We start from the raw sequence: 21,064 nt of genomic DNA, 5'->3' as shown, positions 1-21,064 counted from the left end.
ATCGGGTGAATGGGTCGACGACCACCCGGCCGCCGGGCATCCGCTCATAACGTTGATCGTGCGATGGGGGCTTCGACTGCGTCGCGACACCAAGCGATCCAGGCAATGGGGAGGATGCGGATGCCACGGGAATTCAAGGGCGACGTCAAGCTCGACGTGCGGGACTCCAAGGCGGATTGGCCGGCGTTCCTGTCGAACCAGGCGCCCAAGGGATCGCCGAACATCCTGGTCGTGCTCTACGACGACACCGGACAGGCCGCCTGGTCACCGTACGGCGGTCGCATCAACATGCCGACGATGGACCGTCTCGCGAAGAACGGTCTCACGTACGCGCAGTGGCACACGACGGCGCTGTGCTCGCCGACGCGCTCGACGTTCCTCACCGGACGCAACCACCACGCGAACGGATTCGCGTCCATCTCGGAGTCGTCGACCGGATTCCCTGGCTACAACTCGCACATCCCGCCACACAACGCGACGATGGCGAACGTTCTCAGGGACGCGGGATGGTCGACGTTCTGGGTCGGCAAGAACCACAATGTCCCGATCGACGAGTGGACGGCAGGGGCGAACAAGAAGAACTGGCCGCTTGCGCAGGGCTACGACCGCTTCTACGGATTCATCGGCGGGGAGACGAACAACTGGTATCCGTCGCTCGCGGAGGACAACCACTACATCGACCAGCCGTACCTTCCCGAGGACGGCTACCACCTCTCGAAGGACCTCGCCGACCAGGCGCTGAAGATGATCCGCGACGTCAAGCAGACCGAGCCGGATCGCCCCTGGTACCTGTGGTTCTGCCCCGGTGCGAACCATGCGCCGCATCACGCTCCCCAGGAGTACATCGACAAGTACAGGGGCGCGTTCGACGACGGGTACGAGGCCTACCGCGAGTGGGTGCTCCCGCGCATGATCGAACGCGGCATCCTGCCGGAGGGCACGGAGCTCACGGACCTCAACCCGATGCCGGACGGCACGTTCACCGAGACGGACCGGGTGCGGCCCTGGGCGGAGCTGAACGACGAGGAGAAGGCGATGTTCTGCCGGATGGCGGAGGTGTACGCCGGCTTCAGCGAGTACACCGACGCACAGGTCGGCCGCATCATCGACTATCTCGAGGAGTCGGGCCAGCTCGAGAACACGCTGGTCATCTACGCTGCGGACAACGGGGCATCCGGTGAGGGGTCGCCGAACGGATCCGTCAACGAGGGCAAGATCTTCGGCGGCTACCCGGACGACGAGGCGCAGAACCTGCTCATGGTCGACAAGCTCGGCTCGCCGGAGACCTACAACCACTATCCGACCGGATGGGCCGCCGCGTTCTCGACCCCGTACCGCATGTTCAAGCGGTACGTGTACCAGGGCGGCATCAGCGACCCGCTCGTCATCTCGTGGCCGGCCGGCATCAAGGCTCGTGGCGAGATCCGCAGCCAGTACCACCACTCGACGGACATCGTCGCGACGATCCTCGACGTCTGCGGGGTGGAGATGCCTGAGGAGTACAACGGCGTGAAGCAGCGTCCGCTTGACGGCGTGTCGATGCGCTACAGCTTCGACTCGTCGGACGCAGCAACGACGAAGCCCGTGCAGTACTACGAGATGTTCGGCAACCGCGGCATCTGGCAGGACGGCTGGAAGGCGGTCACCGAGCACGGGCCAGTCAGCGGCATGAGCGGCTTCGAACACGACACGTGGCAGCTGTTCCACACGGACGTCGATCGGTCGGAAGCGCACGACGTGGCCGATCAACATCCCGAGAAGGTCGAGGAGCTGAAGGCGCTCTGGCTGTCCGAGGCGAAGCGGAACGAGGTCCTGCCGCTCAACGACCTGCAGATCATCGGCAATCCGAAGGACTATGAAACCTTCCTCGGCATGGAGTTCCACCAGCCGGCCCCGCCATCCGGGCAGTTCATCTACTATCCGGACACCAGCGAGATCCCCGAACGGAGCGCCGCGAACGTGCACGGCGGCTCGTACAAGATCGCCGCCGAGGTCGAGTTCACGCCGGACACGCAGGGCGTGATCTTCGCACACGGCTCGCGGTTCGGCGGGCATGCGCTGGTCGTGAAGGACGGCCGGGTGTACTACGTGTACAACTTCCTCGGCATCCCGCCTGAGGATCACGTCGCAGCGCCGGTCCCGACTTCAGGCAAGCACATCATCGGCGTGGAGTTCGTGAAGGAAGGCGTCGGCCAGTACCGCGAGCCGAAAGGCCCAGTGAAGCTGTACATCGACGACCAGCAGGTGGGCGAGAAGCAGATCCGCACCGTGCTCGGCCACTTCTCGCTCTGCGGCGAAGGGCTCACGATCGGCCGCGACAGCGCCGACCCCGTGTCGGACCTGTACGGCCACGGGTTCGACTTCTCGGGAGGGGCGATCGAACGGGTCGTCTTCGACATCGCGGATGACGCGTACGTCGACCTGGAGGCGCACCTCGCGGCAGCGATGGCTCGCGACTGACGGACGCCGACGCACGACCGACGTGGCGCCGTCCGCACTGGGGGATCCGGGCGGGCGGCGCCTCAGTACATCCGGGCTCTTCGCCCGTTCGACACGAAGGAGGACGTCATGGCCGACTTGGCATCGTGGCGCGACGGCCCGACGAAGAGGCGCATCGAGGAGTTCGTCGAGGCTGTCACGTCGGGCGATCATCCGGTGCCGGTCGAAGACAGAGTCGCGGTCTTCGACAACGACGGCACGCTGTGGACCGAGAAGCCGATGCAGACGGAGATCCATTACATCGTCGAGCAGTGGACGGCGATCGCTGAGGCGAAGCCGGAGCTTGCGGACACCCAGCCGTACAAGGCCGTGGTCTCCGGGGATCTCTCCTGGCTGGCAGGCGCGATCGACAAGAACTACGCAGGTGACGACTCGGACCTCAAGGTGATGATCCGTGCGCTCGTCGGCAACACCGCGGGCATGAACGTCGAGGACTACGCCGAGTCGGTCGCGGACTTCTTCCGCACCGCCAGGCATCCGACGCTGAACAGGCCGTATCGGGACGTCGTGTTCGCGCCGATGGTCGAGCTGCTGGCTTACCTGGCAGAGCACGGATTCACGTGCTACATCGCGTCGGCCGGAGACCGCGACTTCATGCGTCCGATCACGCAGGATTTCTACGGGGTTCCGTTCGAACGGGTGATCGGCTCCGCCGTCGGGCTGGAGTACAAGGACGGCGAGGTGCTGTACGCGCCGTCCTTCGACTTCTTCAACGACGGTCCGGAGAAGCCGGTCCGTCTGTGGTCGCGGATCGGCCGTCGACCTCTGTTCGCCGCCGGCAACTCGAACGGCGACCTCGACATGCTGGCGTACGTGCGCACGAACCCGCGGGGATTCGGACTCCTCGTGCATCACGACGACGACACGGGCCGCGGCGATCCGGCATACGACACGGGTGCGGAGAAAGCGCTGGCGGCGGCCGCCGAGCTCGGGCTCGCCATGGTCAGCATCAAAGAGGACTGGGCGAAGGTCTACAGCCGACCCGTCGGCACCGAGGCTTCGGCCGGTCACGGAGACGGGGGCGCACGCTCGTGAGCGTGGCAGCGCCACCTCTGCCGAAGCGTCGCAGCTGGCTCCTCCCGACGCTCCAGGGGTACCGTCCGAGCAACCTTGGTTGGGACGTGCTCGCCGGACTATCGGCGGGGGCCGTCGTCGTACCGCAGGCGATGGCCTACGCGACCATCGCCAACCTGCCTGTGCAGGTGGGGCTCTACACGTGCATGGTGCCGATGCTGGTCTACGCACTGCTCGGCGGATCCCGGGCCATGAGCGTTTCCACGACGTCGACCATTGCGACGCTGACCGCCACCACGCTCGTCACTGCGGGCGTCGCATCCACGAGCACGGATCCCGTCGGCGACCTCTGCATGCTGACCCTGCTGGTCGGCGCGATGCTGTTGCTCGCACGTATCCTTCGCCTCGGCAGCGTCGTCGAGGCCATCAACAGGTCCACCATCATCGGGGTGCAGATCGGCGTCGGCGCGACCGTCGCAGTAGGTCAGCTGCCGAAGCTGCTGGGAGAGACGGACGACTTCAGCGGGCACGGTTTCATCCGGTCGTTCGTCGCGGTGGTCGAGGCCATTCCGAACGCGAACCTCGCAACCACCATTCTCTCGGGGTGCTCCATCGTCGTCCTTCTGCTCATCAGACGCTTCGCCAGACGAGTGCCAGGACCGCTCATCGTGGTGGTGGCCGGCATCCTGCTGGCGGCGTTCACACCGTTGACGGATGCCGGCGTGAAGCTGATCGCGGAAGTACCGTACGGCATCCCGCTTCCCACCCTCCCTACGTTCGCGCACATCGCGGGGCTCGTGCCAGGTGCCCTGGCGATCGCGGTGATGGCGTTCCTCGAGTCGACGGCGGTGGCACGTGGCATCCGCGAGCCGGGGGAGCCGCAGATCGACTCGAACCAGGAACTGCTGGCGACGGCGGTGGCGAACGTGGCCGGGGCGTTCTTCCAGGCGATGCCGTCCGCCGGAGGGTTCTCGCAGAGCGCGGTGAACAAGAATGCGGGGGCCAGATCGCAGGTATCCGGGCTGGTCACGGTGGTGCTCGCCATTCTCGTGGCTGTGCTGCTGGCACCCGTGCTCAGCCTCCTGCCGCAGGCCACGCTCGCGTCGCTCGTGTTCGTGGCGGTGATCGGCCTGATCGATGTAAAGGCGATCCTCCGGCTCGCGCGGCTCAGCAGACGGGACCTCTGGACGGCGATCGTCGTGGCAGCACTCGGACTGACGGCCGGTCTCCTCGTCGCGGTCGCGGCCGGCGTGGTCATCACCTTCGGGCTGGTGATCCGCGAGATCACGCGCGTGCGCACGTCCGAGCACGGTGCGAGGGACGGGATGCTCGCGGTCTCCGTCGAGAGCGGCATGTACACGGCCAACATCCTGGCCACCGAGAACCGCCTGCTCGAACTCGTGGATGCCGCACGGCCACTGGATACCGTCGTCGTCGACCTCGGACGGATGCGGGTTACCTCCGCAACGGTGCTCGATGGCCTGGAAGACCTCGACCGCGAACTCGCCGGCACCGGAGTGCGATTGGTGCTCGCCGAGGTGCAATCGGGTGCTCGCGACCTCCTGGACAAGTCGCTCTGGTTCAGGGGACTCGTCGACGACGGGAGGGTGGTCCCGTCGATCGACGCTGCGTTCGCCTCGCGCGCTGCGTCGCCGAGCGATTCTGCGCAGCCGAAGGAACCGGGAACGCCGGATGTCGCGCGGAAGCCGCGCGGATCCGACGCCTGATCAGCTCCCGAGGAGTGCGAGCAGTTCGTCGTGCACGGCGCCGTTGGTGGCGACGGCGCTGCCGTCCCAGAGCACGGGTCCGCCGTTCACCGAGGTGACCCGTCCGCCCGCCTCCTGCACGATCGGCACCAGCGCGGCGATGTCGTACGGATGCAGCCCGAACTCGGCGACGACCTCGATCAGCCCTTCGGCGAGCAGTGTGTACGCCCAGACATCCCCGTAGGCGCGATCGCGCCACACCGTTCGCGTCAGGTCGATGAGGTGGTCGAGATGGCCGGCGTGGTCCCACTGCTGGACGCTCTGGTAGCTGATCGCGGAATCAGCGAGTCGGCCGATGCCGGACACCCACAGCCGCGTCGGCTCGTCGTCGGTCTCTGCCGCTGCGCGCTGCGCTCCGGTCTCCGTCATCCAGGCCCCGCCGCCGGCGGACGCCCACCACCGTTTGCCGAGGGCAGGCGAGCTCGCGACGCCGACGACCGGCTCCCCGTCGACGACCAGGGCGATCAGAGTGCCCCACATCGGCAGCCCGCGTTCGAAGCTGTGCGTGCCGTCGATCGGGTCGATGATCCAGATGCGGTGCGCCGAGCGCGGATCCTCGCCTGAGTCGCCGTACTCCTCGCCGAGCACGGCGTCGTGCGGACGCTCCGCAGTGAGGAGCTCGCGGATGGCGCGCTCGACGGTCTGGTCGGCATCCGTCACGTGGGTGCGGTCGGGCTTCGTGGTGATGTGCAGGTCGTTCGCGCGGAAACGCGCGCCGGAGATGGCGTCGGCGGCGTCCGCGAGACGCAGGGCGAGAGAGAGGTCCTCGTCGTGATCGGTCACCTGCGCAAGCCTAGCCAGAGGCAAGGCCCGTCATCGCGTGGGCTACCCTTGTGGGCACGATGACGCGGAGAGCCCGACACGTCCAGCGCGATCGACGAGGCATGCGGCCCTTCGTCGACATCAGCGGTCGTCGGCTCCAGGTGATCCGCATCGCCGCGGGCGCGGCGATGCTCGGAGCGTGCGTCGTGTCTCTGGTGTGGATCGTGTCCGGTCTCGCCGGCGGACCGTCGTTGTCCGCCCTGCAGTCGTCTGGCGGGGCGTCGTCTCAGAACGGCACGACCGGGCCGCCGTCCGGGCGGCCGACTGGAACGTCGACTCCGATGCGGATCGGCGGGGTTCAGGGCAGCGGCATCCCGTCGCCGTCCGTCACGACGGAGCAGTCCCGGTCGGCGGACGACGGATCGTCGTCGTCCGGAGGCGCAACGGAACAGCCAACGGCCACCTCGACGCCGGATCCGCAGTCCACGTCGAGGGGGCGGAGCGGATCCGCCCCCGGTGCGACCAACCGCCCGACATCCAATCCGCACAACTGACTGTCGGAGTCCGCTGCACCTCTCGGCTGGACCGTGTCGGGTTCGCTGCTTCAGTCCGATCACGACGCCGCCTGGTGCAACGACAAAGCCGATCCTGACCTGACCGGGTAAGTCGGGGAACTCGCCCGTGGTGCCCGTCGACGGTCCATCCGTCGCACAACGCTAGGCGAAGCATCCGACCGCGGGATCGGCTGACGCCGGAGATCGGCGCGAACCGGGAAGGATTGCGACACAACACATATCCATATGGGTATATGATCGCGTCATGGCACGAGCAGCGACGACGTCGGACGTCTTCAACGCGATCGCCGAGCCGCGTCGACGCGAGATCCTGGTCCTGCTGCGGTCGGGCGAGAGACCGGTCACGGAGCTGGCGCATGACCTGGGGATGCCGCAGCCCGGCGTATCGAAGCACCTCCGCGTGCTCAGGGAGGTCGGGCTGGTGCGCGACCGCAAGGCCGGCAAGCAGCGCGTGTACGGACTCGACGCCAGCGGCCTCCGAACCGTGCACGAATGGACAGGCGGATTCGAGCGTTTCTGGAACGAGAGCTTCGATCGGCTGGAAGCCTACGTTCGAGACCTCGAGCAGGCACGACGGGAGAGTGACGCATGAATCGGCCGGAACGAACGGCACAGACATCCGCGACGTCCGACAGGGAGATCGTGATCTCGAGACAGATCGCTGCGGCGCGGGAACTCGTCTTCGAGGCGTTCACCGAGCTGCGGCATCTTTCGCAGTGGTGGGGACCGGAGGGGTTCACGACGACCACGACGTCCTTCGAGTTCCGCGTCGGCGGCGAGTGGAGTTTCGTGCAGCACGGCCCGGACGGCTCGCACTATCCGGAGTGGATCCTCTGGACCGAGATCGTTGCGCCGGAACGCATCACCATGCTGCACGGCGAGTTCCACGACGATCCTGATGCCTTCGAATCGGTCCTGACCTTCGCGGCCGAAGGACCAGGGACGCACCTCGAGATGCGAACCGTGTTTCCCACCAAGGAGCTTCGAGACGAGGCGGCGGAGAAGTTCCGGGCCATCGAGGCTGGGCGGCAGACGCTGGACAACCTGGCCGCGTACGTCTCCGAGACGCTGTCGAAAGAAGGCGAGGCCTGATGGCCGGCATGGTGTTCTTCTCCGTTTCGATGTCGATCGACGGATTCATCGCCCCTGAGTCCCCCGAGGAATTGATGGGGCAGCAGTGGATGGAGTTGCAGCATTGGGTCTTCCCGACCCGTTTCATGCGCGAGAGCCTGAAGCTCGGTGGAGGCGGGGAGGAGGGCCTCGACAACGAAATCGCCAGAACGACGTTCGAGCGAACCGGTGCGAGCGTCATGGGCAAGCGCATGTTCGACGCGGGCGAGCACGCCTGGCCGGACGAGGCGCCGTTCCACACGCCGGTGTTCGTCATGACACACGAGCGCAGGGATCCCTGGGTGCGGCTGGGAGGGACCACCTTCTACTTCGTGGACGACGGCATCCGGTCCGCGCTCGATCGTGCCCGCGAGGCCGCAGGGGATCGGGATGTGCGGATCTCCGGCGGCGGTGCCACGATCGTCGAGTACCTGAACGCCGGCCTCGTCGACGAGTTCTCGATCGCGTTGTCGCCTGTACTGTTCGGATCCGGGATCCGGCTCTTCGAGAACGTCGACGCCGGACGGATCGCGCTCCAGCAGGTCAGGTCCGAGGCGTCGGCGCGAGCGACTCACCTCACGTACGCGGTCCGACAGCGTTAGCGCAGTTGTGCCCTCACGCGCGGTAGCGCGACATGCGTACGCGCACGTGTCCTGCACCACCGTTTCCATCCGACCATGACGCGATGCCAGAGGCTGGCGCTCAACGCTCATCCGTGGGCCGGAAAACAGGGACTGACGAGCTGCAGCCGTCGGATCCCGTCGCTCACCGCTGGTCGTGACCTGACAGCCGTCGAGCGAACTCGTGCACAGTTCGATTGCACTCACAACCGCGATCCACGGGCACACGATCGAGAGCTCTGCAAGCGAGTATGTGACCGCAGCTGCGGCCTACTTCGCCCGTTTCCGCACCCAGCCCTGGGAACTCCATAGCATCCGGGTCCCTCGACCGGAAACAGGAAACCCCTGGCAGACATTTTGGCGTCGGCCAGGGGTTTTCGTGTGGTGCACCCCCAGGGACTTGAACCCTGAACCCACTGATTAAGAGTCAGTTGCTCTGCCGATTGAGCTAGAGGTGCATGATCCGGCCTTCAGGAGAAGTTCCGAACCGAGGCTCAACCATAGCATCCGGTCGGGGGTCGGGGCGAATCGAGGCGCGTCGCGGCAGCGGGCCGCTCGAACATCCGACGGCGCCGCCGGAATCCTCGGCATCGCCCGGATGCACGGGGCGCGATGCCTGTTCCGATTCGCTGCACGGACTCGCGGCCCGTGGCGATCGGAGCACCGGTCGGTCTCGCGTCCACCGGTGCCCCGACCTGCCCGTTTACCGACTCAGCCGGCGACCGGCTCGTCGGCCAGGACGGACTCGCGTCCGGATTCGGACCGTACGGCGCGGGCGGCCGCGACGACGGCGGCGGTGCTCGCGGTGAGCACGGAGCGGTGTCGGCCCGCGACCCATCGGGGCCCGTCGTCGCCGCGGAACTCGAGCAGCGTGATCGCCTCACTGTCACTGCCCGACGTGACCGAGGTCTGCGTCAGCGAGAGCACCTCCACCCGGATTCCCCGCACGGCCAACGCCTGCACGAGCGCCTCGACCGGCCCGGAACCGACGTGATCGCTCTCCGTCTCCAGACCGTCGACCCGCAGACGGATGCCGGTGCGCATCGAACCGGGACCCTCACTCTCGTCCCGCACCTCGAAGCTCGCTACCTCGATAGTCCGTTCGCTGTCGGCGGTACCGGGCAGATAGGCGTCCTGGAACAGCCGCCACAGCTGCTCTGCGGTCACCTCGTCGCCCGTGGCGTCCGTGTGCTGCTGCACGTGGCGGGCGAAGTCGATTTGCAGCCGACGGGGCAGCGTCAGTCCGTACTCGGTTTCGAGCAGGTAGGCGATGCCGCCCTTGCCGCTCTGCGAGTTCACGCGGATGACGGCGTCGTAGCTTCGTCCGATGTCCGCGGGGTCGATCGGCAGATAGGGCACACTCCACTCGAGCTCGGATTCGGGCACACCAGTGGCGACCGCACGCGCGGCGTGCTCTGCGAAGCCCTTGCGGATGGCGTCCTGGTGCGTTCCGCTGAAAGCCGTGTGCACGAGGTCGCCGACATACGGATGACGGTCGTGCACGGGCATCCGCGTGCAGTACTCGACCGTGCGCCGGATCTCGTCGATGTCGCTGAAGTCGATCATCGGATCGATGCCCTGCGCGTGCAGGTTGAGCGCGAGTGTGGCGATGTCGACGTTCCCGGTGCGCTCGCCGTTGCCGAACACGCACCCCTCGACGCGCTGGGCGCCGGCGAGTACGGCGAGCTCCGCGCAGGCGATCCCCGTGCCGCGGTCGTTGTGCGGATGCACCGACAGGATCACCGAGTCCCTGCGCGCGAGATTGCGATGCATGTACTCGATCTGGTCCGCGTACACATTGGGTGTTGCGACCTCCACCGTCGCCGGCAGATTGAGGATGACGGGACGCCGCGGCGTCGCATCCCAGAACTGAGTGATCTCATCGCACACCTCCAGCACGTAGTCGGGCTCGGTCAGGTTGAAGACCTCCGGCGAGAACTCGTAGCGCACGTTCGGCGCGTCGCCGGTGAGACGGAGGATGTCGGCGGCACCGCCCAGGATCACCCGCTTGAGCGCTGCGCGATCCTGTCCGAGCACGACGTCTCGCCAGGTCGGCGCCGTCGCGGTGTACATGTGGATGACCACCGGATTCGCGATGCCCTGCACCGACTCGACGGTCCGCTCGATCAGCTCACGACGTGCCGGCGTGAAGACCACGATCGTGACATCGTCGGGCGCGATCGGCTCACCGGCCGCAGCCGTGTCGGCGATGAGCCGCACGAAGTCGAAGTCGGTCTGCGAGGCGGAGGGATAGCCGACCTCGATCTCCTTGTATCCCATGGCGACGAGCAACTCGAAGAATCGTCGTTTGCGTGCTGGATCCATGGGCTCTGCGAGCGCCTGGTTGCCGTCGCGCAGATCGACGGGCACCCAGAGCGGTGCGCGTTCGAGTCGGTGCGACGGCCATTCGCGTTCGGTCAGCGGAACGGGAACTCGGTCGTAGACGTGCGTGTACCGGTGGGACGGCATCTGGGAGTACCGTTGCCGGTTCCACGGTGCAGCATCGGCGGGCATGCCGCCTGAGGGCGTGGAAATGGTGGGAAAAGCGGTGCCGGACATGATCGTTGATCCTTTTCAGATGGTCGGATCGACCGGCGCGCCGGGCCTCCACGACGGGAGGCCGGTCGCAGATCAGGCCCCGTCGTGGCGACGAAGGAGGAGGAGCCCGAAGCGCTGCATCCCTCGACCGTAGCAGCGCGGATGCCGCTGGGCGAGCGAATCGCGCGAGTCGGCAGTGATGCGTAGAAGTCGTCACAAGCCGCGGTGGTAACGTTCCGCGCCGTGCCAGAACTCAATCTCGACCCGCATTCCACGGCGCTGCTGATCATGGATCTGCAGCCCTCCATCACCCAGAGCCTTCCGGACGCCGAGGCATTCATCGGACGTCTTCTCTCGGCGCGCACGGCGGCCCGCGATGCGGGCCTCGCAGTCGCCTATGTGCGGGTGGCGCTCACGGCCGAGGAGGCTGCCGAAGTACCTGAATCGAACGCGCGGTTCCACGCGGCCGGCGCATCGGGACGTATGGATGCCGATGCACAGCACACCCAGGTCGACGCACGGATCGCTCCGGCCGATGGCGAGCTCGTCGTGCGCAAGCGCCGCGTCGGCGCACTCGGGACGACGGATCTCGACGCTCGGTTGCGCGAGCGGGGGATCGACACCCTGGTGCTCACCGGGATCGCCACCAGCGGCGTGGTGCTCAGCACGCTGCGCGACGCCGCGGATCGGGACTACCGCCTGGTCGTGCTGGAAGACGGTTGCTTCGACTCCGACGACGAGGTGCATCGGGTGCTCACGCAGAAGGTCTTTCCGAAGCAGGCGACGGTGGTGTCGGTCGAGGACTTCGTCGCGTCGTTGAACGGCTGAGCTGCCGCCTGCGGTTCTGGATGATCGAGCGCTCCTCTCGAAGGTGTGGTGCTCGCGGTACCGCTGCACGATCTTCGAGGCGTGCCGAGCGATGCTCGGGCCGGTCGTCATGTGGCTCTTGTCCGGGGGAGTCCGTCGTCGCTAGGCTGATGGACGGAGGGTTTGTTAGCAAGGTGTACTAATCCGCCGGCCGCCGTTCATGTCAGACCGTCGTGCGTCGAAACGCGCGACGTGATCACGCAAGGGAGCACCACATGAAACGAGTCCCCGTTCTCATCGGCACCGGCGTCGCCGTTGCCGCTCTGGCCGTGCTGGCCGCTGCTGCACCGGCATCCGCCGGCACGGTTTCGGCGGCGAGCCCGAATCCCTGGCTGCCGACCCCGCATTCGCATACGATCGTCTACCCAGGGATGCCGCTTCAGCCGCACCTGGCGGCGCCGTACATCGATGTCACGACCGTCTCCGATCTGTCGCAGCTGTCGCAGGACTCAGGATCCAAGTACCTGACCCTGGCCTTCCTGCAGACCGAGGCACCCGGATCGTGCACGCCGTACTGGGCTGGCGACACGACGAAGCCCGCCTCGCCCGACGTGTTCGGCGCTCAGTTCGACCGGATCCGCGCGCGCGGTGGCGACGTCATTCCGTCGTGTCGGCGGATACGCCGCCGACACGACGAACACCGACATCGCCGACAGCTGCACGGACGTGCACAGCGTGGCCCTTGCGTTCGAGAACGTGTTCGCTGCCTACAAGGTGCATCGCATCGATCTCGACGTCGAAGCCGACTCCATCACGAACCAGGCGGGCGTCGACCGGCGCAACCAGGCGATCGCCGAGGTGGAGAAGTGGGGCCAGGCCAACCACTGGCCGGTGTCGTTCTCGTACACACTGCCGTCGACACCGCAAGGGCTCGCACCGAGCGGGGTGGCCGTTCTGCAGTCCGCGGCGAAGTTCGGCGCGAAGATCGCGGACGTGAACGTCATGACGTTCGACTTCTGGGACGGCGCGACGCACGACATGCTGACGGACGCGGAGACGGCGGCCACCGCACTCACGACGCAGCTGAAGCAGACCATCTTGCCGAACGCGTCGTCGCGCACCCTGTGGAACACGGTCGGCATCATCCAGATGAACGGCATCGACGACTTCGGACCTCAGGAGACCTACTCTCTCGATGAGGCCGCGCCGCTCGTGTCGTGGGCAGCATCGCACGGAGTGCAGACCATGAGCTTCTGGGCCCTGCAGCGTGACAACGGCGGCTGCCCGGGAACGAAGGGCGCGAACTCGTGCTCGGGCGTCGTGCAGCCGACGTGGGGGTTCAGCAAGGCGTATGCCGCATTCAACTCGTGGTTCTGATCCCGAGCCGGCGCTGCCGGCCGAACTCCACGACCTGAGCAGGGCTGAACGCTGAGGTCGCATCCGCTCCGGCGAACCGAAGTCTTTCGCCGTTCGTCGGAGCGGATGTCGACGCCGCGGCTCAGGCCGCGTTGACGCCCAGCAGCCGGCCGACCAGGTAGGTGGCCGCGACGGCGACCGCACCGAACAGCAGCTGGCGCAGCGCGCCGCGCCACCACGCCTTGCCGGTGAAGTGGGCTGCGAGGCCTCCGGCGACGACGAGTCCGAGGCCGCCGATCGCGAGCCCCAGCCAGAGCTCGGACGATCCGAACAGGAAAGACAGCAGCGGCACGATCGCGCCGATCGAGAACATCACGAACGACGATATGCCGGCGATCCATGGCGACGGCTTGGAATCCGGATCGATGCCGAGCTCGTGCGTCACGTGCACGCGCAGGGCACGCTCGGGATTGTCGTGCACCTCTGCTGCGGCCTTCGCCGCTGTCTCCTCGGACATCCCCATATCGCGGAAGGTGATCGACAACTCCTGCATCTCGCCGATCGGATTGCGGTCGAGGGCGCTGCGCTCGACCTCGGCCTCCTTGTCGACCTGCTCGTTCTGCGCGGTCACCGACGCGTACTCGCCGAGCGCCATGGAGAACGCGCCGGCCACGAGTCCCGCGAGACCGGCGAGGATGATCGTGCTGCGGGGTGCCCCGGCAGCGCCGATGCCGGCGATCAGGGCGATGTTGGTGACGAGCCCGTCCATCGCGCCGAAGACCGCCGCGCGGAGCCATCCACCCGAGACGTCGGAGTGACGGTGGTCGTACTCGTGCGGGTCGCGATACGTGGGAACGACGGGGGAATCGGGCACCGAGATATCTTAGTCGGCGCACCTGTTCGAGGCGTGGGAACCACCGCCCACCGCGCGCCGATGGTCAGTCGTCGGCCTGTCCGAGCTCTCGGGACGGAGATCCGCCCCCGACGAGGGACTCGCCGTAGCCCTCCGCACGCGCGATCGCATCCGCGGCCCGCACGAGCGCCAGGTGCGAGAGCGCCTGCGGCGTATTGCCCGCCTGTCTTCCCGACACGGGGGAGTACTCCTCGCTGAGCAGTCCGACGTCGTTGGCGATGCCGCACAAGCGCTGCATGAGCTCGTGCGCCGCATCGATGCGTCCGGAGCGGGCGTACTGCTCGACGAGCCAGAAGGAGCACGCAAGGAACGGATACTCACCCGCTGGGAGCCCGTCAATATCGGTGCTCGAGCGGTAGCGCATCAGGAAGCCGTGGTGCAGGAGGTCCTGCTCGATCGCACGGACAGTGCCGAGCATGCGTGGATCGTCCGGCGCCACGAATCCCACCTGAGTGAGCTGGAGCAGCGAGGCGTCGACCTCCGCCGTCTGGAAGTGCTGGGTGAAGGTGTTGCGCCTCGGGTCGTAGCCGTGGCGCTCGATCTCGCGGCGCAGGGACATCCGGCGCCGACGCCAGTCCTCGACCGGACCATCGAGTCCGAACTCCTCGGCGCCCCGGATGGCGCGGTCGTACGCCGCCCACACCATCACGCGGGAGTGCGTGAAGTCGCGCGCGGGCCCCCGGATCTCCCAGATGCCCTGGTCGGGACGGTGTCCGACCTGGTCGAGGCGTGTCATCAGCGCGCGCTGCAGCGACCACGAGAAGGCGTTCTCCTCGAGGCCGACGAGCCTGGCGTCGTGGAGTGCGATCATGACCTCGCCGATCACATCGGCCTGGAACTGCTTTGCGGCCGCATTTCCGACGCGCACCGGCGAGGCGCCGTGATAGCCGGGCAGCGAGTCGATCTCGTACTCGGGCAGGAATCGCTCCCCGGCGAGTCCGTACATGATCTGAACGTCGGCGGGGTCGCCGGCGATCGCGCGCAGCAGCCACCACCGCCAGTGGTCGACCTCCTCCTTGTAGCCATGCGCGAGCAGCGCGCTCAGCGTCTGCGAGGCATCCCGCAACCACACGTAGCGGTAGTCCCAGTTGCGCGTTCCGCCGAAATGCTCGGGCAGCGACGTCGTCGCGGCCGCCGCGACGCCGCCGGTGTCGGCGTGCGTGAGGGCGCGCAGCACGAGCAGCGAGCGCAGCACCTCGGAGGAATACGAACCGCGGTGGGTGAACGTCGACGCCCAATCGTTCCACCACTTCTCCGTCGCACGGATGCCGACGCTCCCGCTCACCGGCGCCGGCAACGGCTTATGAGACGGGTACCACGCGAGCGAGTGGTCGATCACGTCGCCCTCATGCACCGTGAAGGTCGCTTCGTGCGAGTGATCGGATGCCGTCAGCTCCACACCTCGGATGACGAGCGCATCCGGACCGGCGACGGCCTGCAGCGTGTTGGACGCATCGTGCAGCTGCTGTACCCACGGCACCGTCGACGCATAGCTGAACCGCATGCGCAGGTCGACGTGCAGTTCAACGGATCCGGAGATGCCGCGGATGCGCCGCACGATGTTGGCGCTGTGGTCGCCGCGCGGCATGGCGTCGATCACTTCGACCACGCCGGTCGGCGTCGTCCACGTCGTGACTAGCACGAAGGATTCACCGCGGTAATGGCGCTCGGCTGTGGCCTCTGGATGGGTCGGAGCCAGCAACCAGCGGCCATGATCCTCCGTGCCCAGCAGCGCGCCGAAGATGGATGCCGAGTCGTAGCGCGGCATGCACAACCAGTCGATGCTCCCGTCTTTGCCGACGAGAGCGCCGGTGTAACAGTCACTGATGAGTGCGTAGTCCTCGATCGCCAACGCCATTCCGCCATCCTCGCAGGTAGCGTGAAGACATGGCTGAGGCAGTCCAGACTCTGATCATCCTCGGGGCAAGCGGAGATCTCACCGCTCGTCTCCTTCTCCCGGCGCTCGGACAGCTGCTCACGCACGAGCCGAATCGTCGGGTCACGCTTCTCGGGGCCGGGTCGCAGAACTGGACAGCCGCACACTGGAGACACATCGTGCGCACCTCGTTCGCGACGGAGAAGGCGTCGGGGCCGGCCGTCGACGAGCTGCTCGCCTCCACGCGATACGTGACGACCGACGTCACCAAGCCCGACGACCTGAAAGCGTTGCTCGAGGAGGCGGAGGGCACCCCGGCCCTGTACTTCGCGTTGCCGCCTGCCGTCACGAAAGAGGTGTGCGCCGCGCTGACCAAGGTGGAGCTGCCGGACGGGCTCCGGCTGGCGCTGGAGAAGCCGTTCGGAACGGATGTCCGCAGCGCGGCCGCCTTGAACCGCCGGCTGGCGGCGATCGTCCCGGAGGACCAGGTGCATCGCATCGATCACTTCCTGGGCAACTCGACCGTGCAGAACCTCTTCGGGCTGAGGTTCGCCAATCGGATCTTCGAGCCGCTGTGGAACGCCCAGCACGTCGCACGGGTCGACATCGTGTTCGACGAGCAGCTCGGACTCGAGTCGCGTGCCGGTTACTACGACCACGCAGGGGCGCTCGTGGACATGATCCAGAGCCACCTGCTGCAAGTCCTCGCCGTGACGGCAATGGAACCGCCGGCGACGATGAGCGCCGCGGATCTCCGTGACTCCAAGGGCCTCGTGCTGCGAGCAACGAAGGTGTGGGGCGACGACGCCATCGCGTCCAGTCACCGAGGGCGCTACACGAAGGGCAGGATCGACGGACGGGTCCTGCCGTCGTACGTCGACGAGGAGGGAGTGGATCCCGAGCTGAACACGGAGACGCTCGCGCAGGTGACGTTCACGGTCGACAACTGGCGCTGGGCCGGGGTTCCGTTCACGCTGCGGTCGGGGAAGGCGATCGGGAAGGTGCGGCACGAGATCGTGATCACGTTCCGCGACGCGCAACGACTGCCGACGGGACTGCGCGGGGCGGCGCATCCGACCAGGCTGCGCATCAAGCTGGGGCCAGACGAGATGGTGCTGGAGCTCAACACCAACGGTCCAGGCAACCCGCGGTACCTCTCGCGCAGCGACATGCACGTCGACTTCGGGCCGGGCAGCATGCTCGCCTACGGCGAGGTGCTGGCCGGGCTGCTCGACGGCGATCCGTCGCTGTCGGTGCGCGGCGACACCGCCGTCGAATGCTGGCGGATCGTGGCGCCGGTGCTCGGCGCATGGCGCGCAGGCGACGTGCAGCTTGACGACTACGCCGCCGGGTCTGAGGGCCCTGCGAGCTGGCCGGCCATCCCATGACCCCTGGATGCCGGCGGATGACGGGCAGTCGAGTCAGCTGATACCGATGGATCAGCGGGCGGCGATGGCCGTGAGGATGTCGGTGGCGGGCGAAAGACTGTCACGGTGCTGCTGAACGAACTCGTCGAGGTGGCGGGCGAGGTCGCGGCCACGAGGTCGCGTCTGGCGAAGGTGGACGCTCTGGCCCGGCTGCTGCGGCGGCTGGCACCCGATGAGGTGATACCGGCCGTCGGCCTCCTGCTTGGCTCTCCACGTCAGGGCCGGCTCGGTGTGGGATGGCGGTCGGTCTCCGGTGTCATGGGCGACCCGGCCGGGGCGCCATCGCTGGCCGTGTCGAATGTGGATGCTTTGCTCGACCGGCTCGCCTCCGCGGAGGGCAGCGGATCGGCTGCGCTGCGCAGCTCCGTCCTCCACGAGCTGATGCACGCGGCCGCGGCGGCCGAGCAGGACTTCCTCGTGCGGGCTCTGTTGGGGGAGATGCGGACCGGTGCGCTCGAGGGTGTGCTGATCGACTCCGTCGCGAGGGCGGCGGACGCATCGGGAGAGGTGGTTCGCCGGGCTGTGATGCTGTCCGGCGACCTCGGCGCGACGGCTGCGTTGGCGCTCTCGGGAGGCGAGAGTGCGCTGACGAAGGTAGGGCTCGAAGTGGGCCGCCCCGTCCGGCCGATGCTCGCAGCGTCGGCCGCGACCGTGGCGGAGGCGCTCGCGACGACGGGTGAGGCATCCGTCGAGTACAAGCTGGACGGCGCGCGTATCCAGGTGCACCGGCATGGGGACGAGGTCGGCGTGTACACGCGCAGCCTCGCGGACATCACCCACCGGGTGCCGGAGGTGGTGGAGGCCGTTCGCGGGTTTGCGGCGCGCGACTTCATCCTCGACGGCGAGACGCTCACACTCGACGAGGCCGGGGCTCCGCGTCCGTTCCAGGAGACGATGTCGCGATTCGGAGCGGATGCCGCGCGCGAGTCGTTGCTGAAGCCGCGCTTCTTCGACGTGCTGCACCTCGACGGCCGCGACCTGCTCGACGAGCCGCTGGCGGTGCGCCGTCCGATCCTGGAGCGCATCGCTCCCGGGTTCGTGGTGCCAGGCGTCATCACCGATAACGTGTCAGAAGCGGAGGCGCTGTCGGACGAGGCCCTTGCCGCCGGGCACGAGGGCGTCGTGGTCAAGGCGATCGGATCGCCGTACACGGCCGGACGGCGCGGCTCCGGCTGGGTGAAGGTCAAGCCGGTCCACACCTACGACCTAGTGGTGCTCGCCTGCGAGTGGGGATCCGGACGCCGCCAGGGGTGGCTGTCCAACCTGCACCTGGGTGCTCTCGACCCACTCGGCGAATTCGGGGAGCCCGGCGGATTCGTCATGGTCGGCAAGACGTTCAAGGGTCTGACCGACGAGCTGCTGAGGTGGCAAACCGAGACCTTCCCTCAGATCGAGATCCGGCGCACGGCAGGCACGGTGTGGGTCGAGCCGATGATCGTCGTGGAGATCGCCATCGACGGGGTGCAGGCATCGTCACGGTATCCGGGCGGGGTCGCGCTCCGCTTCGCCAGGGTCAAGCGGTATCGCGACGACAAGGCCGCCGAGGAGGCCGACACGATCCAGACGCTGCGCGCACTGCTGCGCACCTGAGGCGCGACGGTCGAGCGCGGTAGGCCGCAGAAACGGCCGGGGTCAGCGGACGAGTTCGCGGTTCGCGTGCTGGATGGCGATCGGGCCCGTGACCGGACGCTTGAGGTCGGTCCAGACGGTGATCGGCGCCGGCTCCCACTGGAGGGCGATCGCCTCCTCGTCGAGCACCGCGTCGTCGTCGGCTTCCGGCTCGTCGGTGCGGTGGGCAGGAGCGTGCTCGAGATCCGCGACGAGGTCGCCTGTCGTCACATCTGCGGCAGGAGCCGCCGGTGCGACATCCGCTTCGGATCCGCTCACGGCGATGCGCGCTTCCGGAGCCGTGCTCTCGACGTCGGTCGTTGCTGACTCGGTCGACGCCTGCGGAGCGGTGACGAGAGGAATGGCACCCGTGCGCGAGGAGACGGTCAGCTGTTCGCCTGCCTCCAGCTGCGACTGAGCGCTGCGCAGTGCCGCGGTGACGTCGAGTGCCACCTGATGGGCCAGAACGGCGCGGAAGAGTTCATCGGTGTCGTCTTCGGTCCTTCGGCGAACGACCCATTCGCCGCCTTCGCCTATCGCCGCCGCGATGCGCGTGTGCACCAGCTCGAAGATCTGCTCGTCGGCGAGGCGGGGGAGGGCGACCACGGCAGGGACAGCCGGGACGATGGGGGCTGCCGACGCTGCGGCATGCCTCCGACGACCGAACATGATGGAACTCCTTCGTGCGGGCGGGCGCGCCGCGCCATCACAGTTTGGCCGATGCTCGGCCGCAGCTCCAAAGGACACGCCGCCCTCGGACGAGGGGCATCTCCACAGAGGGAGAAGACGTCAGAAATCGGCCTCGAGCTCAGTCGTCTCGAGCTCCTTCGACCGGTCGTGCACAGCCGTGATCGCCACGGCGAGGGAGAGCGCCCACCCGGCCCAGGCGAGCAGGAGCCGCCAGTCGCGTGGGCCGTTCCGCGTCGCCTGGATCACGGCGATGACACCGAGCGCCGTGCTGAGAACGCTCCAATTGAGCAGGTACTTGCGCATTCCGCCCCCTCCGGTTCGTCTTCACCGTACACAGGGATGGCCGACCGATACATGACCGTGCCGCCGAAAACGACGTCCGCCACCACGGGTGGCCTGTCTCGACATCGACAGGGCGGCTGTCAGCGGGTTGGAGCGTGTCGCGAATTCTGCACTTCCGTGTCTGACGTCATTCCTTTTCGCGTCCGATGCCGTGCGCTCCCCGCCCAGGAGAGCCGGTCAGTCAGCAGCGCGCACGCCCGCCGGGATCGAGGGTGCGACATCGGCCGTGCGGGGAGATCCGACGCAGGCACGCGCGAATGCGAGTGTTCGGGCCAGGCGCTCGGCCCGTTCGCGGTCGCTGCGCCCATGCGACGCCACTTCGGCGACGATCGCCCCGTGCCAGTCGCGTTCGGCGAGCATCCGCAGCACGGCTCCCACCGGCTGCGTGCCGTCGCCCGGCACGAGGTGCTCGTCGAAGACACCGCCGTCGAACACCGACGTCGTCCCGTCGCAGAGGTGCACGTGGCGGAGTCGGTCGTCGAGTCGGCGCGCGAGTTCGAGGCCGTCCCTCCCTGCGAGCGCCGCGTGCGAGAAGTCGAGCGTCGCCGAATCGCAGTCGATGCTCACCGGATCCCAGCCCGGCGAGTACACGGCCCGCCTGCGGCCGCCGACGTTCCACGGGAACATGTTCTCGACGGCGAGGTCCACACCCGTCGCGTCGGCGAGGTCGCGGATGACCGTGGTGAATGACCGGGCGTAGTCCCCTTGCCAGCGAAACGGCGGATGCACCACAACGGTCGGCGCTCCCACCTCCTGCGCGAGACGGGCGGACCTGACGAGTTTGCGCACCGGATCCAGTCCCCAGACCAGCTGCGTGAAGAACAGCACCGGAGCGTGCACGGAGAGGATGGGCATGCTGTACCGGGCGGACAGGGCACGCAGGGTGCGGGCATCCCTCGTGCCGGCGTCGCGAGTGACCATGATCTCGACGCCGTCGTATCCGAGCCGGGCGGCGGTCTCGAACGCAGCCCGCGTGCCGTGCGGGTAGACGCAGGAGGTGCTCATACCGATCGCGATCATCGTCTGCGACGTTAGGCCGGGAGCGTGAACGCCCGGTGTCGTCGCGCTGCCGTGAATCCGTGGGGACGATGGCCGACTGGTAACGTGAGGACTCGTCGAGCACGCACCCCCTCAGGAGGCGGTCATTCTGCCGAAACAAGA

General features: G+C 67.5%; 18 protein-coding genes and 1 tRNA gene. 11 read left to right on the top strand and 8 right to left on the bottom strand.

Going from position 1 to position 21,064, the window contains the following annotated elements; all coding sequences use genetic code 11:
- Window positions 1-120 precede the first annotated feature (120 nt).
- From HII28_RS04225 to HII28_RS04215, 3 genes are all read left to right on the top strand, one after another.
- The gene (locus tag HII28_RS04225; protein WP_170024267.1) at window positions 121-2,460 is read left to right on the top strand and encodes an arylsulfatase; all 2,340 of its coding nucleotides are present in this window, start codon (window positions 121-123) and stop codon (window positions 2,458-2,460) included.
- Between the two features lie 108 nt (window positions 2,461-2,568).
- Window positions 2,569-3,534, top strand: a complete 966-nt coding sequence (locus tag HII28_RS04220; RefSeq protein WP_170024266.1) for an HAD family hydrolase — start codon at window positions 2,569-2,571, stop codon at window positions 3,532-3,534.
- A 2-nt stretch (window positions 3,535-3,536) separates the two neighbouring features.
- Complete coding sequence (locus HII28_RS04215) at window positions 3,537-5,240, top strand: SulP family inorganic anion transporter (protein WP_170024265.1); 1,704 nt, start codon at window positions 3,537-3,539, stop codon at window positions 5,238-5,240.
- Here HII28_RS04215 and HII28_RS04210 read toward each other — a convergent pair whose 3' ends face one another.
- Entirely contained in the window at window positions 5,241-6,062 is an 822-nt protein-coding gene (locus tag HII28_RS04210; RefSeq protein ID WP_170024264.1) for an inositol monophosphatase family protein, read from the bottom strand. It lies immediately after the preceding gene.
- A 101-nt stretch (window positions 6,063-6,163) separates the two neighbouring features.
- On the opposite strand from HII28_RS04210, the gene HII28_RS04205 reads away from it, so the two are divergent.
- The 4 genes from HII28_RS04205 to HII28_RS04190 all read left to right on the top strand — a co-directional run bounded on the left by HII28_RS04205 (window position 6,164) and on the right by HII28_RS04190 (window position 8,328).
- Window positions 6,164-6,595: a hypothetical protein gene (locus HII28_RS04205; protein ID WP_170024263.1), complete on the top strand. Its 432-nt coding sequence runs from the start codon at window positions 6,164-6,166 to the stop codon at window positions 6,593-6,595.
- A 265-nt stretch (window positions 6,596-6,860) separates the two neighbouring features.
- Entirely contained in the window at window positions 6,861-7,208 is a 348-nt protein-coding gene (locus HII28_RS04200) for a metalloregulator ArsR/SmtB family transcription factor (protein WP_170024262.1), read from the top strand.
- Window positions 7,209-7,258: 50 nt separating this feature from the next.
- Window positions 7,259-7,708: an SRPBCC domain-containing protein gene (locus HII28_RS04195; RefSeq protein ID WP_205864559.1), complete on the top strand. Its 450-nt coding sequence runs from the start codon at window positions 7,259-7,261 to the stop codon at window positions 7,706-7,708.
- Window positions 7,708-8,328 carry a dihydrofolate reductase family protein gene (locus tag HII28_RS04190; RefSeq protein ID WP_170024260.1) on the top strand — a complete coding sequence of 207 codons (621 nt, stop codon included), beginning with the start codon at window positions 7,708-7,710 and terminating at the stop codon, window positions 8,326-8,328. Before HII28_RS04195 ends, HII28_RS04190 begins: the two co-directional genes overlap by 1 nt.
- Window positions 8,329-8,728: 400 nt before the next feature.
- Here HII28_RS04190 and HII28_RS04185 read toward each other — a convergent pair.
- Window positions 8,729-8,804 (bottom strand) — tRNA-Lys (locus HII28_RS04185).
- A gap of 253 nt (window positions 8,805-9,057) precedes the next feature.
- Complete coding sequence (locus HII28_RS04180; RefSeq protein WP_170024259.1) at window positions 9,058-10,905, bottom strand: 2-isopropylmalate synthase; 1,848 nt, start codon at window positions 10,903-10,905, stop codon at window positions 9,058-9,060.
- Between the two features lie 222 nt (window positions 10,906-11,127).
- On the opposite strand from HII28_RS04180, the gene HII28_RS04175 reads away from it, so the two are divergent.
- Window positions 11,128-11,712: an isochorismatase family cysteine hydrolase gene (locus HII28_RS04175; RefSeq protein ID WP_205864558.1), complete on the top strand. Its 585-nt coding sequence runs from the start codon at window positions 11,128-11,130 to the stop codon at window positions 11,710-11,712.
- Between the two features lie 627 nt (window positions 11,713-12,339).
- Window positions 12,340-13,068 carry a hypothetical protein gene (locus HII28_RS04170; protein WP_205864557.1) on the top strand — a complete coding sequence of 243 codons (729 nt, stop codon included), beginning with the start codon at window positions 12,340-12,342 and terminating at the stop codon, window positions 13,066-13,068.
- 121 nt (window positions 13,069-13,189) lie between these two features.
- On the opposite strand, the gene HII28_RS04165 is transcribed toward HII28_RS04170, so the two are convergent.
- Entirely contained in the window at window positions 13,190-13,921 is a 732-nt protein-coding gene (locus HII28_RS04165; protein ID WP_346769179.1) for a VIT1/CCC1 transporter family protein, read from the bottom strand.
- A gap of 64 nt (window positions 13,922-13,985) precedes the next feature.
- Window positions 13,986-15,818: a glycoside hydrolase family 15 protein gene (locus HII28_RS04160; protein WP_170024258.1), complete on the bottom strand. Its 1,833-nt coding sequence runs from the start codon at window positions 15,816-15,818 to the stop codon at window positions 13,986-13,988.
- A 29-nt stretch (window positions 15,819-15,847) separates the two neighbouring features.
- On the opposite strand from HII28_RS04160, the gene HII28_RS04155 reads away from it, so the two are divergent.
- Both HII28_RS04155 and HII28_RS04150 read left to right on the top strand, forming a co-directional pair.
- Entirely contained in the window at window positions 15,848-17,224 is a 1,377-nt protein-coding gene (locus HII28_RS04155) for a glucose-6-phosphate dehydrogenase (protein WP_170024257.1), read from the top strand.
- A gap of 105 nt (window positions 17,225-17,329) precedes the next feature.
- On the top strand, window positions 17,330-18,853 hold the full coding sequence (locus HII28_RS04150) for an ATP-dependent DNA ligase (protein ID WP_170024256.1): 1,524 nt from the start codon (window positions 17,330-17,332) through the stop codon (window positions 18,851-18,853).
- A gap of 42 nt (window positions 18,854-18,895) precedes the next feature.
- Here the strand turns inward: HII28_RS04150 and HII28_RS04145 are convergent, their stop codons facing one another.
- From HII28_RS04145 to HII28_RS04135, 3 genes are all read right to left on the bottom strand, one after another.
- Complete coding sequence (locus HII28_RS04145) at window positions 18,896-19,540, bottom strand: hypothetical protein (RefSeq protein WP_170024255.1); 645 nt, start codon at window positions 19,538-19,540, stop codon at window positions 18,896-18,898.
- Window positions 19,541-19,660: 120 nt separating this feature from the next.
- Window positions 19,661-19,864: a hypothetical protein gene (locus HII28_RS04140; RefSeq protein WP_170024254.1), complete on the bottom strand. Its 204-nt coding sequence runs from the start codon at window positions 19,862-19,864 to the stop codon at window positions 19,661-19,663.
- A gap of 216 nt (window positions 19,865-20,080) precedes the next feature.
- The gene (locus tag HII28_RS04135) at window positions 20,081-20,923 is read right to left on the bottom strand and encodes a sugar phosphate isomerase/epimerase (protein WP_170024253.1); all 843 of its coding nucleotides are present in this window, start codon (window positions 20,921-20,923) and stop codon (window positions 20,081-20,083) included.
- Between the last annotated feature and the right edge of the window lie 141 nt (window positions 20,924-21,064).

Source organism: Planctomonas sp. JC2975 (assembly GCF_012985205.1).
Classification (GTDB): domain Bacteria; phylum Actinomycetota; class Actinomycetes; order Actinomycetales; family Microbacteriaceae; genus Humibacter.
This window is presented reverse-complemented; position numbering and strand designations above follow the sequence as displayed.